21 protein-coding genes are annotated in these 26375 nt (G+C 71.6%); 6 read left to right on the top strand and 15 right to left on the bottom strand.

The window, feature by feature from the left end:
• The first annotated feature begins 46 nt into the window (after window positions 1-46).
• Window positions 47-1078: a LacI family DNA-binding transcriptional regulator gene (locus B079_RS0126520; RefSeq protein ID WP_018548887.1), complete on the top strand. Its 1032-nt coding sequence runs from the start codon at window positions 47-49 to the stop codon at window positions 1076-1078.
• A 38-nt stretch (window positions 1079-1116) separates the two neighbouring features.
• On the opposite strand, the gene B079_RS0126515 is transcribed toward B079_RS0126520, so the two are convergent.
• From B079_RS0126515 to B079_RS0126505, 3 genes are all read right to left on the bottom strand, one after another.
• Complete coding sequence (locus B079_RS0126515) at window positions 1117-1395, bottom strand: glutaredoxin domain-containing protein (protein WP_018548886.1); 279 nt, start codon at window positions 1393-1395, stop codon at window positions 1117-1119.
• A gap of 64 nt (window positions 1396-1459) precedes the next feature.
• Complete coding sequence (locus B079_RS0126510; RefSeq protein ID WP_018548885.1) at window positions 1460-4759, bottom strand: TIM-barrel domain-containing protein; 3300 nt, start codon at window positions 4757-4759, stop codon at window positions 1460-1462.
• A gap of 180 nt (window positions 4760-4939) precedes the next feature.
• Complete coding sequence (locus tag B079_RS0126505; protein WP_018548884.1) at window positions 4940-5563, bottom strand: TetR/AcrR family transcriptional regulator; 624 nt, start codon at window positions 5561-5563, stop codon at window positions 4940-4942.
• 74 nt (window positions 5564-5637) lie between these two features.
• Here B079_RS0126505 and B079_RS0126500 point away from each other — a divergent pair, with 74 nt between their 5' ends.
• The gene (locus tag B079_RS0126500; protein ID WP_018548883.1) at window positions 5638-6039 is read left to right on the top strand and encodes a hypothetical protein; all 402 of its coding nucleotides are present in this window, start codon (window positions 5638-5640) and stop codon (window positions 6037-6039) included.
• Between the two features lie 155 nt (window positions 6040-6194).
• On the top strand, window positions 6195-8039 hold the full coding sequence (locus B079_RS0126495; RefSeq protein ID WP_026249106.1) for a glycoside hydrolase family 76 protein: 1845 nt from the start codon (window positions 6195-6197) through the stop codon (window positions 8037-8039).
• A gap of 54 nt (window positions 8040-8093) precedes the next feature.
• On the opposite strand, the gene B079_RS0126490 is transcribed toward B079_RS0126495, so the two are convergent.
• The 5 genes from B079_RS0126490 to B079_RS0126470 form a co-directional block, all read right to left on the bottom strand.
• Window positions 8094-9113: an ABC transporter permease subunit gene (locus B079_RS0126490; protein WP_018548881.1), complete on the bottom strand. Its 1020-nt coding sequence runs from the start codon at window positions 9111-9113 to the stop codon at window positions 8094-8096.
• Window positions 9110-10075 (bottom strand): ABC transporter permease, encoded by a 966-nt coding sequence (locus tag B079_RS0126485; RefSeq protein WP_026249105.1) that lies wholly within the window; start codon window positions 10073-10075, stop codon window positions 9110-9112. Before B079_RS0126485 ends, B079_RS0126490 begins: the two co-directional genes overlap by 4 nt.
• Window positions 10068-11609, bottom strand: a complete 1542-nt coding sequence (locus B079_RS0126480) for a sugar ABC transporter ATP-binding protein (RefSeq protein ID WP_018548879.1) — start codon at window positions 11607-11609, stop codon at window positions 10068-10070. Before B079_RS0126480 ends, B079_RS0126485 begins: the two co-directional genes overlap by 8 nt.
• Before the next feature lie 166 nt (window positions 11610-11775).
• Complete coding sequence (locus B079_RS0126475) at window positions 11776-12858, bottom strand: ABC transporter substrate-binding protein (protein WP_018548878.1); 1083 nt, start codon at window positions 12856-12858, stop codon at window positions 11776-11778.
• 159 nt (window positions 12859-13017) lie between these two features.
• Window positions 13018-14055: a LacI family DNA-binding transcriptional regulator gene (locus B079_RS0126470; RefSeq protein ID WP_018548877.1), complete on the bottom strand. Its 1038-nt coding sequence runs from the start codon at window positions 14053-14055 to the stop codon at window positions 13018-13020.
• Window positions 14056-14273: 218 nt separating this feature from the next.
• Here B079_RS0126470 and B079_RS0126465 point away from each other — a divergent pair, with 218 nt between their 5' ends.
• Together B079_RS0126465 and B079_RS0126460 are read left to right on the top strand one after the other, a co-directional pair.
• Window positions 14274-16841 carry a glycoside hydrolase family 2 gene (locus tag B079_RS0126465; protein ID WP_051095319.1) on the top strand — a complete coding sequence of 856 codons (2568 nt, stop codon included), beginning with the start codon at window positions 14274-14276 and terminating at the stop codon, window positions 16839-16841.
• 67 nt (window positions 16842-16908) lie between these two features.
• Window positions 16909-19305: an RICIN domain-containing protein gene (locus B079_RS0126460; protein ID WP_018548875.1), complete on the top strand. Its 2397-nt coding sequence runs from the start codon at window positions 16909-16911 to the stop codon at window positions 19303-19305.
• A gap of 34 nt (window positions 19306-19339) precedes the next feature.
• Here B079_RS0126460 and B079_RS0126455 read toward each other — a convergent pair whose 3' ends face one another.
• A complete protein-coding gene (locus B079_RS0126455) occupies window positions 19340-19645 on the bottom strand; it encodes a hypothetical protein (RefSeq protein WP_018548874.1) in 306 nt (101 codons plus the stop codon).
• A 281-nt stretch (window positions 19646-19926) separates the two neighbouring features.
• Here B079_RS0126455 and B079_RS0126450 point away from each other — a divergent pair, with 281 nt between their 5' ends.
• Complete coding sequence (locus B079_RS0126450; protein ID WP_018548873.1) at window positions 19927-21234, top strand: cation:proton antiporter; 1308 nt, start codon at window positions 19927-19929, stop codon at window positions 21232-21234.
• Window positions 21235-21242: 8 nt separating this feature from the next.
• Here B079_RS0126450 and B079_RS0126445 read toward each other — a convergent pair whose 3' ends face one another.
• The 6 genes from B079_RS0126445 to B079_RS35325 form a co-directional block, all read right to left on the bottom strand.
• Window positions 21243-21902 (bottom strand): response regulator, encoded by a 660-nt coding sequence (locus B079_RS0126445; protein ID WP_018548872.1) that lies wholly within the window; start codon window positions 21900-21902, stop codon window positions 21243-21245.
• Complete coding sequence (locus tag B079_RS0126440) at window positions 21899-22867, bottom strand: sensor histidine kinase (RefSeq protein ID WP_018548871.1); 969 nt, start codon at window positions 22865-22867, stop codon at window positions 21899-21901. The genes B079_RS0126445 and B079_RS0126440 overlap by 4 nt, the downstream gene beginning before the upstream one ends.
• Before the next feature lie 589 nt (window positions 22868-23456).
• Window positions 23457-24353 carry a YihY/virulence factor BrkB family protein gene (locus tag B079_RS0126435; RefSeq protein WP_018548870.1) on the bottom strand — a complete coding sequence of 299 codons (897 nt, stop codon included), beginning with the start codon at window positions 24351-24353 and terminating at the stop codon, window positions 23457-23459.
• Window positions 24343-24912 carry a hypothetical protein gene (locus B079_RS35335; protein ID WP_018548869.1) on the bottom strand — a complete coding sequence of 190 codons (570 nt, stop codon included), beginning with the start codon at window positions 24910-24912 and terminating at the stop codon, window positions 24343-24345. Before B079_RS35335 ends, B079_RS0126435 begins: the two co-directional genes overlap by 11 nt.
• Entirely contained in the window at window positions 24912-26111 is a 1200-nt protein-coding gene (locus B079_RS35330; protein ID WP_018548868.1) for a DUF6286 domain-containing Asp23/Gls24 family envelope stress response protein, read from the bottom strand. The genes B079_RS35335 and B079_RS35330 overlap by 1 nt, the downstream gene beginning before the upstream one ends.
• Window positions 26108-26293 (bottom strand): hypothetical protein, encoded by a 186-nt coding sequence (locus tag B079_RS35325; RefSeq protein ID WP_158685054.1) that lies wholly within the window; start codon window positions 26291-26293, stop codon window positions 26108-26110. Before B079_RS35325 ends, B079_RS35330 begins: the two co-directional genes overlap by 4 nt.
• Window positions 26294-26375 lie beyond the last annotated feature (82 nt).

Genomic DNA, 26375 nt, shown 5'->3' with positions numbered 1-26375 from the left:
GCCGAGGCCGCGGCCGGAGCCGACGAGCACAGGAGACGTGTGCCCCATGGCAGCGAAGCGCCGCCCCACCCTGGCCGACGTCGCACGCGAGGTCGGTGTCAGCGCCAAGACGGTCTCCCGTGTCCTCAACGAGGACGGGCCCGCCTCGGCGGGGACCAGGGAGCGGGTGCTCGCCGCCGTGGCCCGGCTCGGCTTCCAGCCGAACCTGATGGCCCGCAACATCCGCGTCGGCGGGCCCGACACCACCATCGGGCTCGTCGTGCCCGATCTGGGCAACCCCTTCTTCGGCGCGGTGGCCGGGAGCATCGAGGACAGCGTCCGCGAGCGGGGGCTGACCCTGCTGATGGGTTCCTCGGCGGACGACGCGGGCCGCGAGCGGGCGCTGACGGACAAGTTCCTGGCCCGCCGGGTCAGCATCCTCATGGTGGTGCCGTCCGTGGGCGCGGACCACGCCCATCTCAAGCCGCATCGCGCGGCGGGGCTGCCGGTGGTCTTCGTGGACCGGCCGGGCGCGGGGCTCGTCACGGACAGCGTGGTCAGCTCCAACCGGGCGGGGGCGCGGTCCGGGGTGGCCCATCTGATCGCACACGGGCATCGCCGGATCGGGTTCGTCGGTGACCTGCCGACCAAGCTCTACACGCGTCGCGAACGGCTCGCCGGGTACCGCGAGGCGCTGCGGGAGGGCGGCCTGCCCGACGACCGTCTCCTTGTGGCGAGCGCCCACGACCAGCGGGGTGCGGGCGAGGCGACCGCGCGGCTGCTCGCGCTGCCCGATCCGCCGACGGCGCTGTTCGCCGGGAACAACATCGTCGCCGTCGGTGTCGTCGCCCGGCTCGCCCGCGACCGGCGCAAGGACGTGGCCGTGGTGGCCTTCGACGACATCGCCCTCGCGGACGCCCTCGAACCGGCCCTCACGGTGGTCGCCCAGAACCCGGAGGAGATAGGCCGCACGGCCGCCGTGACGGCGCTGTCCCGGCTGGACGGCGACCGCAGCCGGGTCCGTACGGTCACGGTGCCGACGCGGCTGATCGCGCGCGGGTCGGGCGAGCGGGCAGCGGCTGCGGAGCGCGTCAACTAAGGTCGTTAACAAGGGAGTTGAGCCACACGGCCCAAGCGTCAGCGCCCACCCGGCAGCAGATGCGGAGCGTACGTCTCGACCGCCCGCTCGATCTCCGCCAGGGACGGGTTGACCAGGGCGTGGCCCGCCACGGACACGGTCGGGACGGTCTCGTTGCCGTCCGCGACCGAGCGCACGTACGCGGCCGCGTCCGGGTCGCGCCAGATGTTGACCTCGGTGTACGGCAGCTTGGAGAGGCGCAGCCGCAGCCGGAGTCGCATGCAGTACGGGCACATGGGCCGCCAGTGGACGACGATGCCGTCCCGGTCCTCGGTCACCGGACTCCCTTCGGGTGGTGTGACGTCGGACGGAGTCTAGCCGCGGCCCAGGTGTCCGCCTCCGCTACCGGTACTCGACGGTCACCGGCGTGCGGATCGTGGTGGCCGGCAGGGTGACCTGGAGGGACTTGGTGCCGGCGTCCCAGTGCCAGGCCGAGGGGGCGAGGCGGGTACCGGCCGCCGTGATGCTGGTGGGCGCGTGGTCCGCGCCCTGGAAGGTGACCGTCCAGGAGCGGCGGGCCACCTGCCCGTGGAAGGAGCCCTTGGCCGGGCCGATGCGGAGGGTGTGGCGCCCGGCGTGCTCGGTGTAGTGGATGCGGGTGGTGGCCGCGCGGTGGCGCGAGGGGGCGCTCACCCCGTCGTCCTCGTAGAGGGTGAAGGAGCCCGGCGCGCCGGTCGCGACCGTGACGGCGGCCTTGTCGAGCGGGGTCTGTGCGTCGTGGTCCACGTACGCGGCCCGGGTGGTGACGATGCCGCCCGCGCGGACGAAGACCGGCATGGTGGCGAGGGTGGTCGTCACGTCGTACGTGGCGCCGCCGGTGCCCGCGCTGTAGGTGCGGCCGGTGAAGTAGTCGGTCCACCGGCCGGGCGGGAACCACACGGAGGTGGTGGTGCTGGTGCCGGGGGTGGTGACCGGCGCGACGAGCATGTCGGGGCCGTAGAGGTATTCGCCGCTGCCCGCCTTGCCGTAGGCGTTCTCCTCCTCGGGATAGTCCAGGTAGAGCGGCCGGGTGATCGGGACGCCGGTGGTGTTCGCCTGCTGGGCCAGCGTGTACGTGTACGGGACGAGGGATTCGCGCAGGTTGAGGAACGTGCTCGCGGAGTCGCGGGCCGCGTCGCCGTACTGCCAGGGGAGCCGGTCGCTGTGGTTGCTGTGCAGGCGGTCGACGGGCTGGAAGGTGCCGAACTGCACCCAGCGGGCGTACAGGTCGTCGGGGAGTTTGGTGGTGCGGTGGCTCTGGCCGTCGTCGGTGGTGTAGGTCTCGGCGCCGGGGATGCCGTGGCCGTCGTTGTGGCCGCCGATGTCGTGGCTGACGGCTGCCATGCCGGTGGCGACGGACTCGCCGGGGGTGTAGCCGACCTCGGCGCGCAGGGTGCCCCAGGTGGAGGAGGTGTCGCCGGTGAAGTGGAGCGTGCTGCGCTTGTCGGCCCAGGGGCCGGTGGGCAGGCCGACGCCGCCGCTGTAGCCGCCCGCTTGGAGGGAGCCGTAGGCCCGCGAGAGGACGAAGCCGCGCTCACTGGTCTCGGCGGTCAGGTCGGCGTACTTCTGGTTGATCCAGGCGTCCGGGGTGACGCCGGGCTGCGAGGAGCGGGAGGCGTCGCAGCACCAGTCGAGCCACCAGAAGTCGTTCCCGGCCCGGTCGAAGGGGCGGTGCAGATCGAGGTACGCCGTGAGCTGGTCCGGGTCGCCGAAGTCGAACGTACGGCACGCCGAGCCCGCGCTGGACGCACAACCGCCCTTGGCCAGCTTGTTCTTGGCGGTCGCCATCGCCTTCGCGTACTGCGGGTCGGACTCCAGGATGCTCGGGTGCACGTTGAGCGTGTTGTGCAGGCCCTCGGCGGTCGACCAGTCGAAGAAGCCCTTCGGATCGGGGTACTTGGCCGTATCGAAGTTCCAGCCGCTCCAGGTGTTGGGCGACTTGAAGTCGGTGTCGGTGACCAGCACGTCCAGGGGGACGCCCGCCTTGCGGAACGCGGGCAGGATGGTCTTCTCGTAGTCGTCGGCCGTGCGGTCGATGTACTCCGAGTACCAGACGCCGTAGGCCCAGCGGGGCAGCAGCCGCGGTGGTCCGGTCAGGGTGGCGAGGTCGGTGAGGCCCTGCTTGTAGTCGTGGCCGTACCCGAAGAGGTAACCGTCCTGGTAGGGACCGGCGCCGTGGGAGGGGCGCGGAACGGCCTTCTCGGTGCGCATGTCGTACGTCGCGGAGGCGGTGTCGTCGAGCAGATACCAGCCGTCGCGGTGCAACAGGCCCGGTGTGGTGCGGGTGTTGGGGTCGCGGTCGCCGTCGAGTCCGTCGAGGCTGCGCCGGTAGCCGCCGAGGGCGAGGTGCGGCTGCGGGGCGGGGTCCGTGCGGGCGGTCACCGCGAGGGTGTCCGCGTTGACGTGACAGCTCGTGGTGTCGGGGCAGTTGAGCGTGATGTCGTTGGTCCCCGCCTTCAACTGCACCGGTACGGAAGCCGACTTCCAGGTGTCCCAGGTGTCGGTCGCCGGGAGGGTGAGGGTGGCGTCGGTGCCGCCGGTGCCCGTGCCGATGCGCACCTCGCGGGCCTGGTGCAGGCCGTCGCCGCCGGTGCCGTTGGCGTAGCGCAGGTGGAGGAGGTAGGTGCCGTCGGCGGGCACGTCCGTGACGTGGGCGGTGAGCCGGGCGTCCTTGTTCAGCTCGGCGGCGAAACCGTCGCCGGAGTAGCCCTGGTGGTCAGTGGCGAGCACGGCGGAGCCCGCGAGCAGGGTGTCCTCGGCCTCGCAACTGGTACCGAAGTGGCAGCCGGACAGGGCTGCTTGGGCTTTGCCGGGGTAGTCGGCGCCGGAGTCGACCAGGGCCGCGCTGTCGATGTTGACGGCGCCGGAGTCGGTGGCGGCGCGGTGCAGCCGTACGGTGTGGTGGCCCGCGCCGAGCGTGAGCGGGATACGGGCCACACCCCAGGCGTTCCAGTCGGCGGTCGCGGGGAGGCTGAAGATCCGGTCCGCTCCCCCGTCCACGCTGAGGCTGAGGGTACGGGTCTCGTGGCGTCCGTCGGAGCCGGTGCCGTCGGCGTAGCGGACGGCGTAGTCGTAGGTGCCGGACTTCTCCGAACGCACGTCGGTGGTCAGGGAGTTGTTGGTCACCTCGAAGCCCGCGAGGAAGCCCTTGCCGGTGAACCCGGCGTGGTCGACGGCCAGTCCGGGTCCGTCGTGGAGCTGGTCCTCGGCCTCGCACAGCGCGCCGACCGCGCAGTCCGGATGCTGCCAGGGCGCGGCGAGCACCTGGTCCTGGCCCGCCTTCAGCCGCACGGTCAGGTTGTCGGCGGAGAAGGGCCCGGAACCGATCTCGTAGCGCAGGGTCAGGGCGCTGGTGGTGAGGGTCAGGACGCCGTCCTTGACGGACGAGCTGTACGCGGGCGGCGTGAAACCGTCCCGGCCGATCGCGTTGAACGTCGCGCTGTCCTCGAAGCGGTTGTCCCCCGCGTACTCGGTGCGGATCAGCGTCGGGGACAGCACCTGGAATCTGGCGTTCTGGACAGCCACGGTGGCCTTGCGGACGGGCTTGGCGCTCTGGCTCGCGGAGGCCGGATCGGCGCAGGTCAGCCCGAGCGCCGCCGTCGCGCAGACGAGGGCGATCCGGGTGAGCCGTCCGCGGGGTGAACGGGACAGGGGTGGTCGCACGGCACGCTCCATGGGGGCAACGGCGCTCTCGCGAGCGCGGTGGACGTACGGAGACGACGAGTGCACTGGACTACCGGTCCGACCGGCGTTGCTACAACGTTGTAAAGCGGGTCCTCAGGCATGAGAACACGGAGCCCTTGCGGTGTCCACAGGTGGAACTGGCCTCTTTGGCAACGGGGTTCACGGGGCGTCCGCGTCGCGCTCGACAAGGGAGAGGCCGGACACCAGCGCGCGGGCGGTGTCGGCGAAGTACTGCTCGTCCGCGTCGGGTGCGAGGCCGAGGGTGACGCCTTGGCCGAGGCCGACGAACAGGGCCCGGAGTGCGGTGGTCAGACGCCGCGCCTGACATAACGTCACAATGCCACCCTTGTAAGGCCGTCCGGCGAACAACGCGACCAGGTGACTCTCCTGCGCCCGGACGGACGCGGCGAGCCGGGCCCCCAGCTCCGGGTCGTGCAGGGCCATGTCCAGCAAGGTGATCTGGAGCGACAGCCCGGCCCTCGCGTCGGGGGCGTCACAACCGCGCCGGTAGTGCCGGGCGAAGGCGTCGACCGCTTCGAGCAGGTCCAGTCCGGCCGGTACCGCCTGCTCGATCTCCTCGTAGTACGGCCGCAGATGATCGGCTACGAGCGCGACGATCAGGCCGTTCTTGCTCCCGAACAGCGAGTACACGGCGCCGGTCGTCAGCTCGGCGCGCTCCGCGATCTCCTCGAGTCTGGCGCGGTATCCGTCCCGGGAGACGACCTCGAACGCGGCGTCCAGCAGGGCGCGGCGGTTGCGTTCCTTGGCTTCGGCCCTCGTCATTCTCATAGTTCGATTATTACCGTAATCTCTTTACGGACAAGCTCAGTTGGGACGAGCTTCAAGGGGGAACGCTCATGACCCAGATCGCGACACCGCGGGTGACCCGGCAAACGGCCGGAGCCCTCGCCGACGGCGCCTTCAAGGTGCTGCTCGGCGCCGCCGGCCTCACCGCCGCCGCCCCGCTGGGCCGATTGCTCGGCACGCCGATCTGGCTGCTGACCGTCTCGGGCGCGGCTCTGCTGATCTGCGGCGGCGTCGAGCTGGGCTGCACCCGCAGCCGGTCGATGCGCACGTACACGCGGCTCATGGTCGCGTACGACACGGGCTGGGTGCTGACGGCTCTGGTCGGCTTCCTGGTGGCGTGGCGGGGTGGCGGCGCCGGGGGTGAGGTGTGGGTGGGGTACCAGGCGGTCGCACCTCTCGCGTTCGCCGTGCTGCTGGTCGCGTCCGCTCCGGCACGGGCGACCGCGGCGTAGGGACGCGTTCCGGCCGAGTGCGCCCTGAGGCTGGACAGACTTTCCCGGCGGTGCTGTCGTGCACATGACCGGAGTGGTTCAACGTTGGAAAGTTGCGGATCACCCGGATTGCTCGGCCCCTTGGACGAACGGACGACCGACAGGACGGACGCGCCATGCCGACTCGCAGACATCGCCTCCTCGGTGGACTCCTCGCACTGGCCCTCGCGTTGGGCGGACTGCTGGCGCTCCCCACGCCGTCCGTCGCGGCGACGGCGGTGTGTGCGCTGGCTTGCGACACGCTCGATCCGTCGAAAGCGCGGCAGGAGAGCTTCCCCGTGGGTGACCGGAACATCAACGGGCGGGTGCTGCGGCTGCACGTGTCCGAGGCGGACGACATGGCGTGGGCCAGTATCGACCAGGGCACGCAGGGGAATTCCGTCTGGCTGGACCGGAGTTGGGACCGGGGTGCCACCTGGGACGGGCTGCTTGGCAAGGCGAGCGTCCCCGGCTCGTGGACCGGTACGCGGACGCTGATGTACAACGTGACCGACCCGGTCGCACACCGGCGCGGCTGGGTCCGGGCGTGCGGGGACGCCGGGGCGGTGACCTGCACGGACTGGTTCCGGCCGCAGGTGTGCGACGGCTCGGCCTGTGACGGCGGCGACCCGGCGACCGCGGCGGGCGACACGCGCCCCGTGCCCGCGACCACGCTGTACGGCCGCACGATCAGCCTCCACATGGACCAGGCCAACGGCACGGCCTGGGGTGTCGTGGAGAACGGCGGGGCGGGGGACGAGATCTGGCTCGACCGCTCCTGGGACGAGGGAGCGAGCTGGCCGGAGGGTTCTTCACTGGGCCGCATCTCCGTGGCGTCCGGGGCGAGTTCGGCACGGACCAAGATGTTCGCCACCCGCGATCCGCGCGGCCTGCTGTACGGCGGTGCCGTGCGGGCCTGTGGCCGGGAGGCGTCGCACCAGGACGGCAGCTGCACGGCGTGGGCGCGGCCGGTGCCGACCCGGACGCGGGCGGCGGCGGACGCGCTCGTGGCGTCGTACCAGGTCAACGAGGGCTGGTGGCGGAGCAGTTGGTGGAACTCGGCGGTGGCGCTCACCTCGCTGATCGACTTCGCGCGCACCAGCGGACGGCACGACTACGACTGGGTGATCGCCCGGACCTTCGAGCAGAACAACGGTGTCTTCCCGGCGGGCGGCCGTAGTTCGGACCCGATCGAGGGGCACTTCATCAGCCGTGCCATCGACGACGCGGCGTGGTGGGCGGTGGCGTGGGTGGACGCGTACGACTACACGCACGAGAAGCGGTATCTGGACGAGGCGGTCACCATCACCACCTACGTGCAGCAGTACTGGGACACGAACACCTGCGGCGGCGGGGTGTGGTGGAACCGGGAGCGCACGTACAAGAACGCGGTGACCAACGGGCTCTATCTGTGGCTGGTGACCGCGCTGCACCAGCGGGTGTCCGGCGACACCACGTGGGGCGCGCGGGCGACGACGGCGGCCGACTGGTTCCTCAACAGCGGAATGATCAACTCAGCCGGTCTGGTGAACGACGGGCTCAACTCGTCGTGTGCCAACAACGGCCAGACGGTGTGGAGTTACAACCAGGGGCTGGCGATCGGGGCGTTCACCGAGCTGTGGCGTTCGACCGGGCAGAGCCGCTATCTCGACACCGCCCGGCGCCTCGCCGACGCGGGGACGACCTCCGCGCAGCTCACGCGTGACGGTGTGCTGACCGAGTCCTGTGACCTCGGGTCCGCGTCGTGCGACGACAACCAGAAGCAGTTCAAGGGCGTGTTCGTACGGCATCTCGCCGATCTCGCGGACGCCACCGGGTCGTCGGCCTACCGCACGTATCTCACCCGGCAGGCCGATTCGGTCTGGGGCACCGACCGGGACGCGCTGAACCGGCTGGGCGCGCGCTGGGCGGGCACGGCGCCGAACCCGGTGGACTGGCGTACCCAGGCGAGCGCGCTGGAGGCGCTGACGGCGGCGGGCTGAACCGCCGCCGTGCACGCCGTGAGCCGTGACCGCGAGCGCCATGAGGCGTCGTGCTCACCCCACCCGCCGCCGCCTCGCCAGCCATGTCTGGGCGATGACGACCAGGACGAGGAACGCCCCGCTGGCGACCTGCTGGTAGGCCGAGTCCAGGGAGCCGATCTGGTTGATGACGTTCTGGATGACCTTGAGCAGGAGGACGCCGACGAGGGAGCCGCTGACGTAGCCGAGGCCGCCGGTGAGGAGGGTGCCGCCGATGACGACGGCGGCGATGGCGTCGAGTTCCATGCCGTAGCCGAGGATGGTGACGCCGGAGGCGAGGTAGGCGGCGCTGAGCGCACCGGCCAGGCCCGCGAGGAGGCCGGAGAGGGTGTAGACGGCGATCTTGGTGCGGGCGACGGGGGCGCCCATGAGGGCGGCGGCCTGTTCGTTGCCGCCGATGGCGTAGACCCGCTGGCCGAAGGCGGTGCGGCGCAGCAGGACGGCGCCCGCCAGATAGAGAACGGCCGTGATCCATACGGGTGTTGCCACGCCGAGGAGCTTGCTCTGGCCGAGGGTGGCGAAGAACGAGCCCTTGGCGACGAGGTAGGTGTCGGCGCCCTCGTCGGTGATGGCGAGCATGATGCCGCGGGCGGCGAGCATCGAGGCGAGGGTGACGATGAAGGGGGCGAGGCCGGTGCGGGCCACGAGGAGGCCGTTGACCAGGCCGATCACCGCGCAGACGGTGAGCGGCAGCAGCAGGGCGACGACCGTGCCGTACTGCGAGCCCCAGGCGGCCAGGACTCCGCCGAGGACGAAGACGGAGCCGACCGAGAGGTCGATGCCGCCGCTGACGATGACGAAGGTCATGCCGAGCGCGACGGTGGCGAGGAACGCGGAGTTGACCGCGATGTTGCCGAGGTTGTCGCCGGTGGCGAAGGAGTCGAAGGAGAGGGAGGCGACGGCGGCGAGGACGACGAGGGCCACCAGGGCGCCGTGCCGCTGGGCGAGGGCGGCGATGCGGTCGCCGCGCCGGGCGGTGTCCTCGGGGGGTGCCGCCTGCGGGGCGGTCGTGGGGTGTTCCTTGGTGCTGGTCACCGCTTGCCCCTCTCCCGTGCCGCGTACACCGCGAGCACGATGACCAGTGCCTGGGCGATCTGCGTCCAGGACGTGGGCAGATCGTGTTTGATGAGCGTGGCCGTCAGGAGCTGGATGAGGACGGCTCCGGCCACCGTGCCGCCGATCCTGACCCGGCCGCCGGTCAGCGGGGTGCCGCCGACCACGACGGCGGTGATGGCGGACAGTTCCATGAGGTTGCCGAGCGAGCTGGGGTCGCTGGCCTGGAGGCGGGCCGTGGCGAGGAACCCGGCGACGGCCGCGAGGACGCCCGAGCAGATGTAGACGGCGATCAGCACGCCGCGCACCGGGAGCCCGGCGAGCTGGGCGGCGGGCCTGCTGTCGCCGACGGCGAGGAGCCGGCGGCCGAAGACGGTGCGGCGCACGACGAAGCCGACGACCACGGCCAGGGCCGCCGCGATGAGCGCGAGGTAGGGGATGCCGAGGACGCTGCCCGCGCCGAGCGAGGCCATGGTGGGGTCGCGCACGTCCTTGAGCTGGGGCAGCAACACCAGCGCGATGCCGCGTCCGCCGACCATGAGCGCGAGGGTGGCGACGATGGGCTGCACGCCGACGTACGCGATGAGGGAGCCGTTGGCGAGTCCGACGACCGCGCCGCCGACCATGGCGATGAGCAGCGCGAACCAGGGGCCGTAGCCGAGGTAGAGGGAGGTGACGGAGGTGGCCAGCGCCATCACCGCGCCCACCGACAGGTCGATGCCCTCGGTGCCGATGGCCAGCGCCATGCCGAGCGCGACGATCAGGACGGGGGCGACCTGGACGGCCTGGGTGCGGAAGTTCTCGCCGGAGACGAAGTGGTCGGTGAAGAACACGTTGAACAGCAGCAGGACGGCGAGGCCGAGATAGACGCCGTAGTTCTGGAGCCAGCCGACCACTGCGGCCCGGTCGGGCAAGGACCTTCTGTCGAGGGCGAGTTCAGTCATGGCGGGGTTCCTCCTCGGCCGCCTCGGCGATGGCCCGCATCAGCTGGTCCTCGCTCACGTCGTCGCCGGTCAGCTCGCCGACGACGGCGCCGTCCCGGAGGACGACCACGCGGTCGGAGCCCTCGACCAGTTCCTCCACGTCGGAGGAGATGAGCAGGACGCCGAGGCCGTCCTCGGCCAGTTCGTCGATGAGTTTCTGCACCTCGGCCTTGGCGCCGACGTCGATGCCCCGGGTGGGTTCGTCCAGGAGCAGCACCTTGGGCTGCATGGCGAGCCAGCGGGCGAGGAGGACCTTCTGCTGGTTGCCGCCGGAGAGTTCGCCGACCTTCTGGTGCGGGCTCGCGGCCTTGATCCGCAGCCGTTTCATGAAGGTGTCGACCACGCGGTCCACGCTCGCCTCGGAGACCAGCCCGAAGCGGGACATGCGGGGCAGCGCGGCCAGGGCGATGTTCTCCCGGACGGACAGGCCGGGCACGATCCCCTCGGTCTTGCGGTCCTCGGGCAGCAGGCTGATCCCGGCGCGGATCGCGGCGGCGGTGGAGCCGGTGCGCACGGGGCGTCCGGCCACGGTGACCCGGCCGCCCGCGAGCGCGAGGGCGCCCGCGATGGCCTTGGCGGTCTCGGTACGCCCCGAGCCGAGCAGTCCGCCGAGCCCGACGACCTCGCCGGGGCGGATGTCCACCGAGACGTCGTGCAGCAGGTGATGCTTCGTCAAGTTCTCCGCCCTGAGCACCAGTTCGGTGCCCGCGTCGTGGCTTCCGGCGAACTTGGTGACGCCTTCCGCGCTGACCTCGCCCGTCTCGCGGCCGAGCATGAGGGAGACGAGCTGGAGGCGGCCGGTCTCGGCCAGCGGTCCGGTGTGCACCAGCTTGCCGTCGCGCAGCACGGTGACCGTGTCGCAGACGGCGTACAGCTCGTCCATGCGGTGGCTGACGTAGAGCACGGCGATGCCCTGGGCGCGCAGCCGCCGGATGACGCCGAACAGCGTCTCCACCTCGCGGGGTTCGAGCGAGGAGGTCGGTTCGTCCATGACGACCACGCGGGCGTCGACGGAGACGGCGCGGGCGAGCGCGACCATCTGCTGGGCGCCGACGCCGAGTTCGCGCAAGGGGCGGCGGACGTCGACGTGGACGCCGTACTCGGCCATCGTCTCCGCGGCCTCGCGGTGCATCCGGGCGAAGTCGATCAGGCCGAGCCGGGTGCGCGGTTCGCGGCCGAGGCAGAGGTTGCGGGCCACGCTCATCAGGGGGATGAGGTTGACCTCCTGGTAGATCGTGGAGATCCCGGCGTGCTGCGCGGCGAGCGGGGTGGAGAAGGCGGCCGGTTCGCCTCGGTAGCGCACCTCGCCCTCGTCGGGGCGGTAGACGCCGGTGAGGACCTTGATCAGGGTGGACTTGCCCGCGCCGTTCTCGCCGACCAGGGCGTGTGTCTCACCGGCCCGGAGGGTGAACGTCACCCCGTCCAGGGCCAGTACACCGGGGAAGCGCTTGGTCAGGTCGCGTACGGCGAGTACTTCGTCGGGAGGTGCGGTCACGGCTGCTCTCCATGGGGGTCATGGGTGACATGCCCGCCCGGGGCGCCGGGAGCGGTCGTTCCCCCGGCGCCGCACGGTGACGAGCCGTCAGTAAGCCTTGCCTTGTCGGACTCGCGGGGCGTTGCCCGGTCCGAGGCGTTGTCGGGCCCGGATGGCCTCGCCGGGCTCAGAATGCCTTGTCGAGGTCGGCCTTGGCATTGGCGCTCGTGTACTGGCTGTCCTTGATGACGATGTCCTCGCCGACCGGCTTGCCCTGGGTGAAGGAGTCCAGGGTCGAGAAGGCGAGCGGTCCGAAGCGCGGGTTGGACTCGATGACGGCGCTGATCCAGCCGTCCGCGATGCCCTGGACGGCGTTGCGGGTGCCGTCGATGGTCACGATCTTCACCGCGCCGGGCTTCTTGCCCGCGCCCTTGAGGGCGTTGACGGCGCCGAGGCCCATCTCGTCGTTCTCGGCGTAGATCGCCTTGATCCCGGGCTTGGACTGGATCAGCTGCTCGGTGACCGACTGGCCCTTCTCACGGGTGAATTCGCCGGTCTGCTTGAAGACGACCTTGAGTCCGGGGGCCTTGGCCTTGATCTGCTCCTCGAAGCCCTTGGTGCGTTCGGTGGTGACGTTGTTGCCCGCCGCGCCGAGCAGGATGGCGATCTCGCCCTTGCCGCCGGTGGCCTCGATGAGCTGGTCGGCGGCGCGGCGGCCCTGCTGGACGAAGTCGGAGCCGATGAAGCTCACGTAGTCCTTGCAGGGGGTGGCGTTGATCTGGCGGTCGATCGTGATGATCGGGATCTTCTTGGCGCGGGCGGACTGGAGCACCGGATCCCAGCCGTCGGAGTTGAGCGGGGCGATGACGAGGAGCTTGGCGCCCTTGGCGATGAGGTCCTGGACGTCGCTGATCTGCTTGGAGAACTGCGACTGGGCGTTGGCGGTGAGCAGCTTGATGCCGCGCTTCTCGGCCTCGGCCTTGATGGAGGCGGTCTCCGCGATGCGGAAGGGGTTGGCCTCCTTCTCCGACTGCGAGAAGCCGACGACCGTCTTCGACAGATCCAGTTTGTCGGCGCCGTAGTCGCCGATGGCGCAGGTCTTGCCGCCGCCGCTCTCGGCGACCTGCTTCCCGGCGTCGTCGTTCACGGCGGTGCTGCCCGAAGAGGCTTTGTCGTCCTCGGACTTGGTGCAGGCGGCGACGAGCGCCAGGCTGGCGGTGAGACCCACGGCGAGGATGGTTCTGGTGGTGCTGCGGGAGTGCGGCTTCATGCGGATTACCCCACTTCGGGACTGCGGAAGGCCGGTCCGGCGGTGACCAGATCAGGATGCTTTTTACATCGTTGCAAGGGCCGTGTAAACACCTCGGACAGCACGTCATCCAACCGCAATCCGGGCCAACTCGCCCTCGATGCACGGACTTTGTGCTGGTCAGCTGCTGTGGACGCGTCGTCCGAGGGTGCTCTCCCGCTCCACGAGCGTGAAGCCGGGCTGGAGTTGGCGGGCGGGTCGGGGTGCCTCGTGGTTCTGCTCGCCCTTGAGGCGGCCGACCACGGATTCCACGGCGAGGCGGGCGATGGCCACCTTGTCCGGGGAGACGGTGGTGAGCGTGACGGCGCCGTAGCGCGCCTCGGTGATGTCGTCGAAGCCGACGACGGCCACGTCCTCGGGGATGCGCAGGCCGCGCTCGAAGAGCACGCGCATGGCGCCGAGGGCGATCAGGTCGTTGTAGGCGAACACCCCGTCGGGCCGCTCCCCGGCGTCGAGCAGCGCGGCCATGGCCCGCGCGCCGTCCGCGTGGCCCCAGCCTTGCGTGGTGGCCACCAGGCGTTCGTCGGCGACGAGTCCGGAGGCGGCCAGTTCCGCCTGCCAGCCGATGAACCGCAGGTGGGCGGGCTGGTGAAGGCGGTCCTGGCGAGCGCCGAGGAAGGCGATGCGACGCCGCCCGAGGGAGAGGAGGTGGCGCACGGCGGCGCGGGCGGCGGCGATGTTGTCGATGACGATGTGGTCGTAGGGCAGGTCGTAGCGGCGCTCGCCGAGCAGGACCAGGGGGGCGTCGTCGCGGCGGGCGGCGAGGTCCTCGGTCTCTAGCTCCAGCGGGCTCAGGATCAGGCCGTCCATGACGCGGGCCCGGAAGCCCTGGCAGACCAGGATCTCCTGTTCGCGCTGGCCCTGGGTGTGGTCGAGCAGCACGGTGTACTCGTGCTGGGCGGCGGCGTCGATGACGGCGCCGGCCAGCTCCGCGAAGTAGGAGTTGCCGAGTTCGGGCACGGCCAGGCCGATGATTCCGGTTCGCCCTTTGCGCAGGTGACGGGCGGTCAGATTCGGCCGGTAGCCGAGTTCGTCGATGGCCTGCTGGACGCGGGCCCGCATGGCCGGTGTGACGTGCGGATAGTCGTTGACCACATTGGAGACGGTCTTCACGGAGACCCCCGCACGTTCGGCCACGTCCTTCAGGCTCACGCGCATCTGCTGTCCTCCCACGCCTCGTGTCAGACACCTGGACAGGGCGCAGGAGGCGTGTTCTCATGCCAACTGCCCTTGTTTCCAACGTTATACAAGATGTTCCGAAGCACGGGCAGAGCACGCACCCGCAACTCCGTTTCCCACCGGAGGTACTCGTGCATCCCACCTTCCCCCGCCGCAGAATCCGCCCCGGCCGCTGGCTGGCCTCCGCGTTCACCGCCATGGCGCTGGTGCTGGCCGGAGCGGTCGGCTCCAAGGCCGCCCCCGCGGAGCCCCGGGCGGCCGAGGCTCCCGTCGCCCACGGGCTCAAGGGCGAGTACTACACCCAATCCGCCCCCGGCGCCTTCGACTTCGCCACGCTGAAGGCGACCACCTTCGACCCCAGCCTCGACTTCCCCGACCTCGAACCGCGCCTGAAGGCCCGCACCGGCCAGCAGGACGACGTGAGCGTGCGCTGGACCGGCAAGCTCACACCGACCGTGAGCGGCGCCCACGTCTTCTCCATCACCGGGGACAACGGCTTCCGGCTCTGGATCGACGGCAAGTCCGTCATCGACCACTGGGTCGACGACTGGGACAAGGAGCAGACCTCGGCGCCCGTCACCCTGGAGGCGGGCCACGCCTACGACTTCAAGGTCGAGTACTTCGAGCACTACGGCGGCTCGAACCTGCATGTGCGCTGGACGCCGCCCGGCGGCAGCAAGCAGGCGATCCCGCAGTCGGCGTTCACGCTGCCCGACGGCTTCACCTACAACGGCCCCCACAGCGCGGCCGTCCAGCCCGACGGCAAGACCCTCGTGCTGGACTTCGACCGTCCGCTCGCCGCTCCCCCGGCCGGCTTCGACGGTCATCTCGACATCGATGTCGGCGGCTCGGCGTGGCCGCGCGGCACCGCCCATCTGGACGTCTCCGACCCGACCAGGCTGGTCGTCCCGCTCACCGAGCCGGTGGTCGGCGGCCACGGCGGTTACGCGGATCTGCGCTACGACGGCAAGGGCGGCCTGACCGAGGCCGACGGCACCGCCGTCAGCGACTTCTGGAGCACCGGCACCAACAACTCGACGTACCAGCTGCGCACCAAGTGGGCCGACCAGGTCAGCGCGAAGAACGCCCACCCGGAGTACCCGCGCCCGCAGTTGACCCGCGACGCCTGGAAGAACCTCAACGGCACCTGGGAGTTCGCCCGGGCCGAGGCGGGCGAACAGCCGCCGACGGGCAAGAAGCTGGCCGAGAGGATCCTCGTCCCGTACCCGGTGGAGTCCCAGCTCTCGGGGATCGAACGGCACGAGGAACGCATGTGGTACAAGCGGACCTTCACCGTGCCGTCCGACTGGCGCGCCCACCAGCAGCGGCTCCAGCTCAACTTCGACGCGGTGGACTGGCAGGCCGTGGTGTACGTCAACGGCCGCAAGGTCGGTGAGCACAAGGGTGGTTACGACCGGTTCAGCGTCGACGTGACGGACGCGCTGAAGAAGTCCGGCCCGCAGGAGCTGATCGTCGGCGTCTACGACCCGACGGACTCGGCGAGCGGCGAGAACCCGCCGGTCGGCAAGCAGCGTCTGGACCCCAGCGGCATCTGGTACACGCCGAGTTCGGGCATCTGGCAGACGGTGTGGATGGAGCCGGTGGCCCGCGACCACGCCTCGGACGTGAAGACCACCCCTGATCTCGCGAAGCGCTCGGTCGCGGTGGACGTGCGCGGGGTGCGTGACGGTGTGCCGGTCACGGCGGTCGCCTACGACGGACGCCGCGAGGTGGGCCGGGCGCACGGCACCACCGGTACGGCCCTGAAGGTGCCGGTGCCGCACCCGCACGCCTGGACGCCGGACGACCCGCATCTGTACACGCTCAAGGTCACCGTCGGCCGGGGCGCCTCCACCGACCGGGTGGGCAGCTACTTCGGTATGCGCTCCATCGAGGTCAAGACGGTGAACGGCAAGCAGCGCACGCTGCTCAACGGCAAGCCGGTCTATCTGATGGCCACGCTCGACCAGGGCTTCTGGCCCGACGGTCTCTACACGGCCCCGACCGACGACGCCCTCGCCTACGACCTCAAGGTGCACAAGCAGCTGGGCTACAACTCGGTGCGCAAGCACATCAAGGTCGAGCCCGACCGCTGGTTCTACTGGGCGGACAAGCTGGGCCTGCTGGTCTGGCAGGACATGCCGGCGATGAACACGGTCAACCCGTCGGCGTCCGCGCGCACCGAGTACGAGCACGAGCTGAAGCAGATGATCCAGCAGCACGACAGCCACCCCTCGGTGATCATGTGGGTCACCTTCAACGAGGGCTGGGGCCAGTACGACCAGGCCCGGATCGCGGACTACGCCAAGTCCCTGGACCCGACCCGGCTGGTCAACAACATGAGCGGCCTCAACTGCTGCGGCGCGGTGGACGGCGGCAACGGCGACATCGCCGACGCCCACGGCTACCCGAGCCCGCAACTGCCCGCGGCCGACGGCAGACGGGCCCTGGTCAGCGGCGAGTACGGCGGCCTCGGCCTGGGTGTCCCCGGGCACGCCTTCCCGGTCCAGATGACCTATGTGGGCGTCACTCCGGAGACCTACACGGATGTGTACCTCGACCGGCTGAAGGAGGTCGAGCAGCTGGCGGCCTGCAAGGGCGGCAACGGCGCCGTGTACACCCAGATCTCGGACGTCGAGGGTGAGTTGAACGGGCTGATGACCTATGACCGCAAGGTCCTCAAGCCCGACGCGAAGCGGCTGCACGCCGCGCACGAGGCGCTGATCAAGGGCGCCGAGAACGGCACGCTCACCTGCACCTCCTGACCGCACGGCCCGCCTCGCCTCCCCGGGGCGGGCCGCGCATTCTTCCCCCACTCCTCAGGAGCGCCGTATGCCTCTCCACCGACGTCATTTCCTCACCGGCGGCGCCCTGGCGCTGAGTTCGGCCGCGCTGTCCGTCCGCCTCGCCCCTCCGGCCGCCGCCGAGGGCCGCTCCCCCCGTGCGCTCGCGCCCGCCGCCTTCACCCGGCTGCGCCCCGGCAGCATCACGGCGCGCGGCTGGCTCGCGGGCCAACTCAGGCTTCAGCTCGACGGGTTGTTCGGCCGTTACGAACAGCGCTCGCACTTCCTGGACTTCACCACCACCGGCTGGGTGCACCCGGAGAACCCCGGCTGGGAGGAACTGCCGTACTGGCTGCGGGGTTACGTACCGCTCGCGATCGCCACCGGCGACGAGCACGCGCTGGCGAACTCCCGGCGCTGGATCGACGCGGTGCTGGCCACCCAGCAGGCCGACGGCTTCTTCGGCCCGCGCTCGCTGCGCACCTCACTGGACGGCGGCCCGGACTTCTGGCCGTTCCTGCCACTGCTGATGGCGCTGCGCACCTGGGAAGAGTACAGCGGCGACACGCGGATCGTCCCGTTCCTGACCCGCTTCCTGACCTTCATGAACGCGCAGGGCAAGGGCGCGTTCGACCACAGCTGGGTCTCCTACCGCTGGGGCGACGGCCTGGACATCGCCCTGTGGCTGTACGACCGCACGGGCGACGGCTTCCTCCTCGATCTGGCCGACAAGATGCACGGCTACGGCGCCTCCTGGACCGGCGCGCTGCCCACCCCGCACAACGTCAACATCGCGCAGGGCTTCCGCGAGGGCGCCCAGTACGCCCGCCGCTCCGGCTCGACGGCCGACACCCGGGCCGCCTACCAGGTCTACGACCAGGTGATGGGTTCCTACGGGCAGTTCCCCGGCGGGGGCTTCGCGGGGGACGAGAACATCCGTCCCGGCTTCGGTGATCCCCGCCAGGGCTTCGAGACCTGCGGCATCGTGGAGTTCATGGCCAGCCACGAGCTGCTGACCCGGATCACGGGCGATCCGGTGTGGGCGGACCGCTGCGAGGAACTGGCGTTCAATCTGCTGCCCGCGGCGCTCGACCCGGCGGGCCGTGCGGTGCACTACATCACCAGCGCGAACAGTATCGACCTCGACAACAGGACCAAGACACAAGGGCAGTTCCAGAACGGCTTCGCCATGCAGTCCTTCCAGCCGGGCGTCGACCAGTACCGCTGCTGCCCCCACAACTACGGCATGGGATGGCCGTACTTCAACGAGGAGTTGTGGCTCGCGGCGCCCGGTGGCGGGCTGGCCGCCGCCCTCTACTCCCCCTGTACGGTGCGCGCGACGGTGGCGGGCGGCACCGAGGTCACGATCACCGAGGACACCGACTACCCGTTCGGGGAGACCGTCCGTCTCACGCTCGCGACGCCGCGCGGGGTGCGCTTCCCGCTTCATCTGCGGGTGCCGGGCTGGTGCGCGGAGCCTCGACTCACCGTGAACGGAAAGGCTTACGCGGCGACACCGGGGCCCTCTTTCACCGTGGTGGACCGTCAGTGGTCGAACGGGGACACGGTGACGCTCCGGCTTCCGCAACGCACCGTGCTGCGCACCTGGAGCGCGGGGCAGGACGCGGTGAGCGTCGAGCACGGTCCCCTCGCCTACGCCCTGCGGATCGGCGAGAACTACGTGCGCTACGCGGGCGACGACACCTTCCCCGAGTACGAGGTGCACGCCACCACGCCCTGGAACTACGGGCTGGTCCCGGACAGCATCCCGGAGTTCACCCGCAGCGGTGGTCCGGTCCCGGCCAACCCCTTCACCCAGGAGGGCACGCCCGTGCGCATGACGGCGCGGGCCCGCCGCGTGGCCGAGTGGGTCGCGGACGACGAGCACGTGGTCGCCCCGCTCCAGCGCAGCCCGGCCCGCTCCGACTCACCCGTGGAGAGCGTCACGCTCGTCCCCATGGGCGCGGCCCGGCTCCGGATCAGCGGCTTCCCGACCGCCGCGCCGGACGGCCGCCCCTGGACACCGGAACCGCCCTTCCGGCGTGTCCAGAACAAGCACAGCGGCAAGGTGCTCGCCGTGGACAACATGTCCACCGCCAACAGCGCGCGGGTGGTGCAGTACGACAACACGCCCACCGGCGATCACGCCTGGCAGCTGGTCGACCGGGGCGACGGCTGGTTCCTCGTCCGCAACGGGCACAGCGGCAAGGTGCTGGGCGTGGACGGCATGTCCACGGCCGACAGTGCGATCGTCGTCCAGTACGAGGACAACGGCACCGACGACCATCTGTGGCGCCGGGTGGACAAGGGTGACGGCTGGTTCCTCCTGCTGAACAAGCACAGCGGGAAGGTCCTCGGCGTGTCGGGGATGTCCACCGCGAACAGCGCGCAGGTGGTGCAGTTCGCGGACAACGGCACGGACGACCATCTGTGGCGGTTGCTGTAGGCGGTGGACCGTACGGCGGGGAGTCCCGGCTGGGTCAGCGGGACTCCTCCAGCACGTCGCACTCCAGGAAGGACGGCGGGCGGGTGCACAGCGCGGCCATGCGCTCGGCGAACTCGCGGGACTCGGGGTTCTGGCGGCTGCGCGCGGCCTCGTCGAAGGAGTCGAACTGGAGGACCTCGTAGTAGCGGTTCGGCTGGTTGCGGTCCTTGAGGACGGCCTGGTAGCTGGGGCCCTGTTCCTTGCTGCCGAAGCGTTCCTCGATCTTCATGGCCAGGGTGCGCATCTCGTCGATGCGGTCGGTCTCGAAGGCGATGATCTGGACGAATTTCTGCGCTGCCACTGTTCCTCCAGCCGGCCGTGCGCCCCCGGGCGGGAACGCTCAGCACCCAACGAAACACGGGCGGCACGGGTCGGCAATTCGTCGTGGGGCGTTCGCCGGACGGGGTGCGGGAGTTGCGGGGGTGAGGTGGCGGCGCGTTCGGCCGGACGGGTGTCGTGGCTCCCCGCAGAGATGGGTGTCGTACCTGCCGTAAATGGGTGCCGGCACCGATGGTGGGCGCCGCGCGGCCCGTGCGACCGTGTCATGACACCTGACCTCGACCCAGGGGAAGGCGGTGGCCCGTGGGACATGCCGATGCCCTGCTCGCCATGGGCGGCGCCTTCCTGGCCGCCGCGTTCCTCGCCCGCCTCGGCGCCAAGATCGGCGTGCCGACGATCCCGCTGTTCATGCTGGCCGGTCTGCTGCTCGGTCCGCACACCCCCGGTCTGGTCCTGGTGTCGGACCCGCACGACTTCGAGATGCTGTCCGCGCTGGGGCTCGTGCTGCTGCTGTTCTACCTGGGGCTGGAGTTCCAGCTCAAAGACCTGCGGCGGGGCGGCAGACGGCTGCTGACGGCGGGCGGGATCTATCTGCTGCTGAACGTCGGCGCGGGCCTCGGCTTCGGCTTCGCGCTCGACTGGGGTGCGCGGGAGGCGCTGGTGCTGGCCGGTGTGCTCGGCATCTCCTCCTCCGCCATCGTCACCAAGATCCTCATCGATCTGGGCCGGATCAGCCGCCCGGAGACCCGGCTGATCCTCGGCGTGATCGTGGTCGAGGACCTGTTCCTGGCGCTGTATCTCGCGGCGCTCCAGCCGGTCATCGGCGGCGCCGAGGGCGTCACGGAGACGATCCTCCAGGCGGCGAAGGCGTTCGCGTTCCTGCTGGTGCTGGCGGTCGCCGCCCGCTACGGCACACGGCTGGTCGGCCGCCTGATCCGGGTCCGGGACAACGAACTGCTGGTGATCAGCTTCCTCGGCGCGGCCGTCCTGGTCGCCGGGGTCTCCGAGCTGCTGGGGGTCGCGGACGCCATCGGCGCGTTCATGGTGGGCCTGATCCTGGCAGGCACCTCGTCCGGGCCGCGCATCCGGCAGCTGGTGCATCCGCTGCGCGACGCCTTCGCGGCGATCTTCTTCTTCGCCTTCGGACTGGCCCTGGACCCCGCCCGGCTGGCCTCCGTGGCCGGTCCGGTCGCCGCGGCAGCCGCTCTCACCATCGTCATGAACATCATCGCCGGACTGCTCGTCGCCCGCTCCTACGGCTACGGCCCCGAGCATGCCGCCGACATCGCGACGACCCTGGTGGCGCGCGGGGAGTTCGCGCTGATCCTGGCCGCCATGGCGGTGGGCGCGGGCCTGGACGGGCGGCTGCCGTCGTTCATCGCCGGGTACGTGCTCGTACTGGCCGTGCTCGGACCGGTGATCGCGGCCCGGGCGCATCTGCTCGCCCGGGTCCTCGGCGCGCTCGGTTTCGCGGGGCGGCCCGTGGAGACCGCCGAGCCGGTGGAAGTGGCGGAGGCGGCAGAAGTGACGGACACGCGCGCGTACGGCGAGAGCCGGGCCTCTGCGGAGGAGTCGTCGGCGGAGACCGTGGGCGTCGATGCCGAGCGATAGGCGTGGGGTCAGGGCTCGATCAGGCCGACGCGGATGGCGTAGCGGGTGAGTTCCAGGCGGTCCTTGAGGCCGAGTTTCTGGAGCAGGTTGGCGCGATGGCGTTCGACGGTCTTGGGGCTGATGACCAGGATGTCGGCGATCTGCTGCGAGGTGTGGCCCTCGGCGACGAGCTTGAGGATCTCCTCCTCCCGGCCGGTGATCATGCGGGAGGGCAGGGTGCGGCCGTCCCGCACCCGGTCGAGGTAGTCGCGGATGAGGGCGTTGACGGCGCCGGGGTAGAGGAAGGGCTCGCCGCGCATGGTGGCGCGGCATGCCTCGACCAGGTCACGGTCGGCCACGGACTTGAGGACGTAGCCGGAGGCACCGGCGGCCAGGGCCTCGAAGAAGAACTGCTCGTTGTCGTACATCGTCAGGATGAGGATGCGGGTCTCCGGCTGGGTGCGGGACAGCTCGCGGGCGGCCTGGAGGCCGGTGAGGCGGGGCATCGCGATGTCGAGGACGGCCAGGTCGGGCCGGAGTTCGCGGGCCTGGGCCAGGGCTTCTGCGCCATCGTCCGCCTCGGCGACGACGGTGAGGTCGGGTTCGCCCTCCAGGATGAGGCGGACCCCGCGCCGTACCAGCGCGTGGTCGTCGGCGAGCAGGATGCGGGTGGGGGCCGGGTCGGTCATGGCAGCGGCTCCGGACGGGGACGGTGGCTGCGGACGGGGACGGTGAGGAGGACTTCGGTGCCGTCGCCGCCCGGGCCCGGGCCCACGGCCAGGTCGGCGCCGATGAGCAGCGCGCGTTCCCGCATCCCGCGCAGGCCCGCGCCTTCGGGTGCGCCGCCGGTGCCGTGTCCGTCGTCGCGCACGCGCAGCTCGACTCCTGCGGGGGTCTGCTTGAGGGTGAGTTCGGCGTGGTGGGCGCGGGCGTGCCGGGCGACGTTGGTGAGCCCTTCCTGGGCGACGCGGTAAAGGACGAGTTCGCTCTCGTGACCGAGCGGGGGCAGGTCGGTGCCCAGCTGGTGGCGCACGGTGAGGCCGGGTCCGGAGAACTCGGCGGCAAGGGCCTTGAGGGCGCTGGTCAGACCGAGTTCGTCCAGGACGCCGGGGCGCAGTCGGCGGGCGATGCGGCGGACCTCGTCGAGTCCGGCCCGGGTGGTCTCCTGCACCTGCTGAAGCTCCTCGCGCAGTCCGGGCGGGGCCTGGCGGGCGGCGCGGTTGAGTTCGAGCAGGACGGCGGTGAGGGTCTGGCCGACCTCGTCGTGGAGTTCCTGGGCCACGCGGTGGCGTTCGGCCTCCTGGGCGGAGAGGGCGCGGGCGCTGCTGGTGGCCCGCTCGTCCTCCAGCCGGTCGAGCATGGCGTTGAAGACGGTGATCAGCTCGGCGATCTCGCCGTGCCCGCCGACCGGCGGCCGTACGCCGGGGCGCAGCAGGTCGGCCGTGGTCATGGCGCGGCTGAGGCGCTGCAGCGGGGCGAGGTTGATGCGCAGCAGGACGGCGTTGGCGACGAGCATGGCCGCGAGTCCGGCGGTGAGGATCGCGGCCTCGGTGAGCAGGACGGGGGTGGAGACGGTGACGGGGCCGAGCAGCAGGGCGGCAGCCGCGACGAGGACGGCGGCGTTGAGCAGGAAGATCCGCCAGAACAGGGGCATCGCGGGGCACCTCCTCCGGGGCTCGTGGTCGGGGGCCGTCCGGGTTTCTCAGGGTTCGGTCTCAGGGTTGCTCGGGGGCGCGCTCGGGCGCTGATGGGGGGCCTCATCGTCCAGCGTGGGTGCGGGCCGGACGGGCCGCCATCCGTGGCGGCCCCCATCCGGGGATCGGGACTGCTCCCCACGGCTGTCCCCCACACGAGTGGCCGCCCGGCGCCGCGTCCCTGAGGCGGTGAGGGCCGGGCTCCGGGACGAATGGGGGTCGTACCCGATGGTGGCGGAGGGTGGCCGGGGCGAATCCTGGTGGTGCGCGGAGATCCGCGTACAGGACCGACCGGCAGGCGTGAGGCGAGGAGGAGTCATGACCCCGTACGACCACGAGGCGCTGCTCGGCCGTGCCGCTCCGCGGTTCTCGCCCGGCGCACGCGTCCGTCGCCCGCCCCACCGTGCGTGGTACTGGTGGGTGCTGATCGTCGGAGGTGTGCTGCTGGCAGCGGGGATCGTGCTGGCGGAGGCACTGCTGATCGCGGCAGGGCTGGTCCTCGGCGGCGTCGCGGGGCATCTGCTCGATCCGGCCCGCAGACGCCCGCGCTCAGCCGGCCGGTCCCGGCTCGGCCTTGTTCAGTTCGGCGGTGAACTGCGCGCCGGTGAGCAGCGCCAGGTTGGACAGCCACAGCCAGATCAGAAAGACCACGGACCCGGCGAGAGAGCCGTAAAGACGGCTGTAGGTGCCCAGAGCGGAGGCATACAGGGCGAAGGCACCCGAGGCGGTGAGCCATAGGCCCGCCGCGAGGATGCCGCCGGGCAGCGAGTGCCTGCGCGAGCGGGCGGGCGCCGGGCCGGTACGGAAGACGATCACGACGAGGACGACGGCCAGGCCGAGCAGCAGCGGCCAGCGCAGCAGCCTCCAGACCAGGGCCGCCGTGGCACCGAGACCGAGGAAGGAGCCGACGGCCTCCGCGCCGGGGCCGGTGAGCAGCAGGACCAGCGGGCCCGCGACGAGCAGGCCGAGCAGGGCCAGCGCGGTCAGGACGATGCGGTGCGCGCGCCGCCAGGGCGAGCGCCGGTCCTCCATGCGGTACATCCGGTGCAGCGCGCGCCGGAAGACGGCCAGATAGCTGGAGGCGGACCACAGGGCGCTGGCGGTTCCGGTGACGAGCAGGGGCCAGGCCGCCGAGTCGGTGCGCAGCATCCGGGCCAGCGTGTCGCGGAGTTCGCCGCCGGATTCGGCGGGGGCGTACGCCGCGACCTGGGCGATGAACCGCTCGGCCGTGCCGGGGCTGATCAGCGTGGTGGCGATGACCGTGACGAGCATGGCGGGCAGCACGGTCAGGATCGCGTAGTAGGTCAGGGCGGCGGCGTGGTCGGACACGTCGTCCCGCCACATGGACACCGGGGTGCGGCGCAGCGCGGCTCCCCAGGTGGCGGCCCGGGGAGCGAGGACGGTGCGGAGGCGGGAGGCGTCGGGCGCCTGGGGTTCAACGGACATGCGGTACCCGGTGGGATCGGTGGCTGAGCCGGACTCGGCTGTGGACGGTACAGGGGGCGGTGGCGGTCTCGGCGCGTCCGATCAGCCGGGTCAGGCCGGGCAGCACGGCGGCGGGGGTGGTCCCCGGCTGGAGCCACAGATGCAGCCGGACCGTGAGCCGTCCGCGCGAGACGAACACCCGGGTGCGGCAGCGGGCGACGCCGTGCAGGGCCGCCGCGTCATGGTTGAGCGCGTCCTCCAGGGCCCGGGTGCGGAGGGCACCGGTGGTGCCGGGCAGTGGCAGCAGGGAGCCGCCGCCGACGCTGAACTGCCGGGCGCACCACAGCGCGCACAGCGCGGTGGCGGCGAACGACCCGGCCATGACACCGGGCGCCCACCAGCCCTGCGCCCGCAGTCCGACGAGGCGGGCGCTGGTCAGGAACGCGTGGTGGGCGGGCGGTACGGGCAGCCGTCCGGCGGCCGGAGTACCGCTCAGCGCGAGCCCGGAACCGCCCACCAGCAGGGTCAGACCGGTGAGGGCGAGGACGGTGCGGTTGAGGAAGGAGCGGAGGGTCTGCATCAGAGGTCGCCTCCCGCGAGGGCGCGGGTGGGCGGGGTGGGGAGGGGTGCTGACGGGGCGGGCGTCGGAGGGGGCGGCGCAGCCGGGCCCGAAGTCGGGGCCGAGGCCGGAGCCGGAGCCGCTGCCGGAACCGGCGCCGGAGCCGGAGTCGGTGCCAGGGCCGGGGCCGCTGCCGGAACCGGCGCGGAAGCCGGAACCGGAGCCGGAGCCGAGCCCGAAGCGGGCACCGGGCCAGCCGCGAGCGCCACACTCGGAGGGGGCGCGCAGGCGAGCACGGGGGCGGGGGCGGGTGCCCAGCCCCGTCGGGGTCGGGCCGTGACCCGTAGCCGCAGGGGGCGGCGCAGTCCGCACTCGGCCAGGGCGTTGTCGGCGGCCTGGGTGATCCGGAGTTCGGCGGTGGTCCGGTCGCCGGAGGCGAGGTCGGCGCGGACGGTGGCGCGGCGGCGTCGGACACGCGTCCTCGCCCCGGTGACGCCGTCGGTTCCGGTGGCGGCGTCACGGAGCAGGGCGGCGACGGCCGAGCGGTCCAGCGCGATGTCGGTGCCGGAGGCGGGTGAGGCGGTGGTGAGGAGGTTGCGGCGGCCGGGGGTGACGGCGAGGACGAGCAGCACGGCGCCGAGGAGGGCGCAGCAGGTGCCTACGGCGGTGACGAGGGGTTCGCCGGGACCGTGGCCGTACAGCCAGTGCAGGGTGCCGGTGCGCCAGGCGGCGGCCGGGCGGTGTCCGGTGTGGACGAGGATCAGGTCGGCGGCGAGGGAGCCGAAGGCCAGGGTGGCGAGGAGGGCGAGGATGCCGAGCGGAAAGCGGCGCTGGGACCACCAGCGGCGGGGCGCCCGGGAGCCGGTCCGGGGCGTGTCGGCCGACGCCGGTGCGGGGTCGGGCGGCGCAGGCGCCAGCTGGCCGGAGGCCGGGGTGAGTGTGGTGACGCCGATGCGGAGCCGGGACACGTCGAGACCGGTCAGCTCGGCGGTGCGGGCGGTCACCCGGTCCTGGATACGGCGGACCAGCGGGGCCAGCGGCTCCGGGTAGGGCACGGCGAGGTCGAGGGCGACCTCGGTGCGGCGTCCGTGGACGGTGGCCGCGCTGCCGGTGATGCGTACGGCACCGTCGGGGTGGGCCTCGGTGGCCGCCCGCCCGGCGATCCGGCGGACGGCCTGTTCCGAGACCGCGGCGGTGCCGCGGGGGTGGGGCTCGGTCATCGACGGCCCCGCTGGAAGGAGTCCCGCAGGTCCCGGGCGCGACCGCCGCCGTCGACCCAGTGACCCACCGCCCAGCCGAGGGCGCCGAGCGCGGCCACGAGCACGAACGCGCCGAAGCCGCCGAACCAGCCCGCGAACGCCAGCGCCAGGCCGGCGATCATTCCCATCAGCGCTCTGTCCATCTTCCGTCTCCTCTTCGTCCGGCCGGTCGTCGCCGTCCGGGCCGGTCGCTCCCACCCGCGACCGCTCGGTCCGCCGGGGCCG

Source organism: Streptomyces sp. LaPpAH-108, from assembly GCF_000373625.1.
GTDB lineage: Bacteria > Actinomycetota > Actinomycetes > Streptomycetales > Streptomycetaceae > Streptomyces.
Note: the sequence above shows the minus strand (reverse complement) of the source record. Positions and strands in the feature narration are given on the sequence as shown.

What these genes read in the sequence shown, in the direction of transcription:
- B079_RS0126475 (WP_018548878.1), bottom strand. Translation starts at nt 12,858, where the DNA reads ATGAAGCCGCACTCCCGCAGCACCACCAGAACCATCCTCGCCGTGGGT.
- B079_RS35325 (WP_158685054.1), bottom strand. Translation starts at nt 26,293, where the DNA reads ATGGACAGAGCGCTGATGGGAATGATCGCCGGCCTGGCGCTGGCGTTC.
- B079_RS0126460 (WP_018548875.1), top strand. Translation starts at nt 16,909, where the DNA reads ATGCCTCTCCACCGACGTCATTTCCTCACCGGCGGCGCCCTGGCGCTG.
- B079_RS0126445 (WP_018548872.1), bottom strand. Translation starts at nt 21,902, where the DNA reads ATGACCGACCCGGCCCCCACCCGCATCCTGCTCGCCGACGACCACGCG.
- B079_RS35335 (WP_018548869.1), bottom strand. Translation starts at nt 24,912, where the DNA reads ATGCAGACCCTCCGCTCCTTCCTCAACCGCACCGTCCTCGCCCTCACC.
- B079_RS0126485 (WP_026249105.1), bottom strand. Translation starts at nt 10,075, where the DNA reads ATGACTGAACTCGCCCTCGACAGAAGGTCCTTGCCCGACCGGGCCGCA.
- B079_RS0126470 (WP_018548877.1), bottom strand. Translation starts at nt 14,055, where the DNA reads ATGCGCGTGAGCCTGAAGGACGTGGCCGAACGTGCGGGGGTCTCCGTG.
- B079_RS0126465 (WP_051095319.1), top strand. Translation starts at nt 14,274, where the DNA reads ATGGCGCTGGTGCTGGCCGGAGCGGTCGGCTCCAAGGCCGCCCCCGCG.
- B079_RS0126495 (WP_026249106.1), top strand. Translation starts at nt 6,195, where the DNA reads ATGCCGACTCGCAGACATCGCCTCCTCGGTGGACTCCTCGCACTGGCC.
- B079_RS0126435 (WP_018548870.1), bottom strand. Translation starts at nt 24,353, where the DNA reads ATGTCCGTTGAACCCCAGGCGCCCGACGCCTCCCGCCTCCGCACCGTC.
- B079_RS0126520 (WP_018548887.1), top strand. Translation starts at nt 47, where the DNA reads ATGGCAGCGAAGCGCCGCCCCACCCTGGCCGACGTCGCACGCGAGGTC.
- B079_RS0126505 (WP_018548884.1), bottom strand. Translation starts at nt 5,563, where the DNA reads ATGACGAGGGCCGAAGCCAAGGAACGCAACCGCCGCGCCCTGCTGGAC.
- B079_RS0126440 (WP_018548871.1), bottom strand. Translation starts at nt 22,867, where the DNA reads ATGCCCCTGTTCTGGCGGATCTTCCTGCTCAACGCCGCCGTCCTCGTC.
- B079_RS35330 (WP_018548868.1), bottom strand. Translation starts at nt 26,111, where the DNA reads ATGACCGAGCCCCACCCCCGCGGCACCGCCGCGGTCTCGGAACAGGCC.
- B079_RS0126500 (WP_018548883.1), top strand. Translation starts at nt 5,638, where the DNA reads ATGACCCAGATCGCGACACCGCGGGTGACCCGGCAAACGGCCGGAGCC.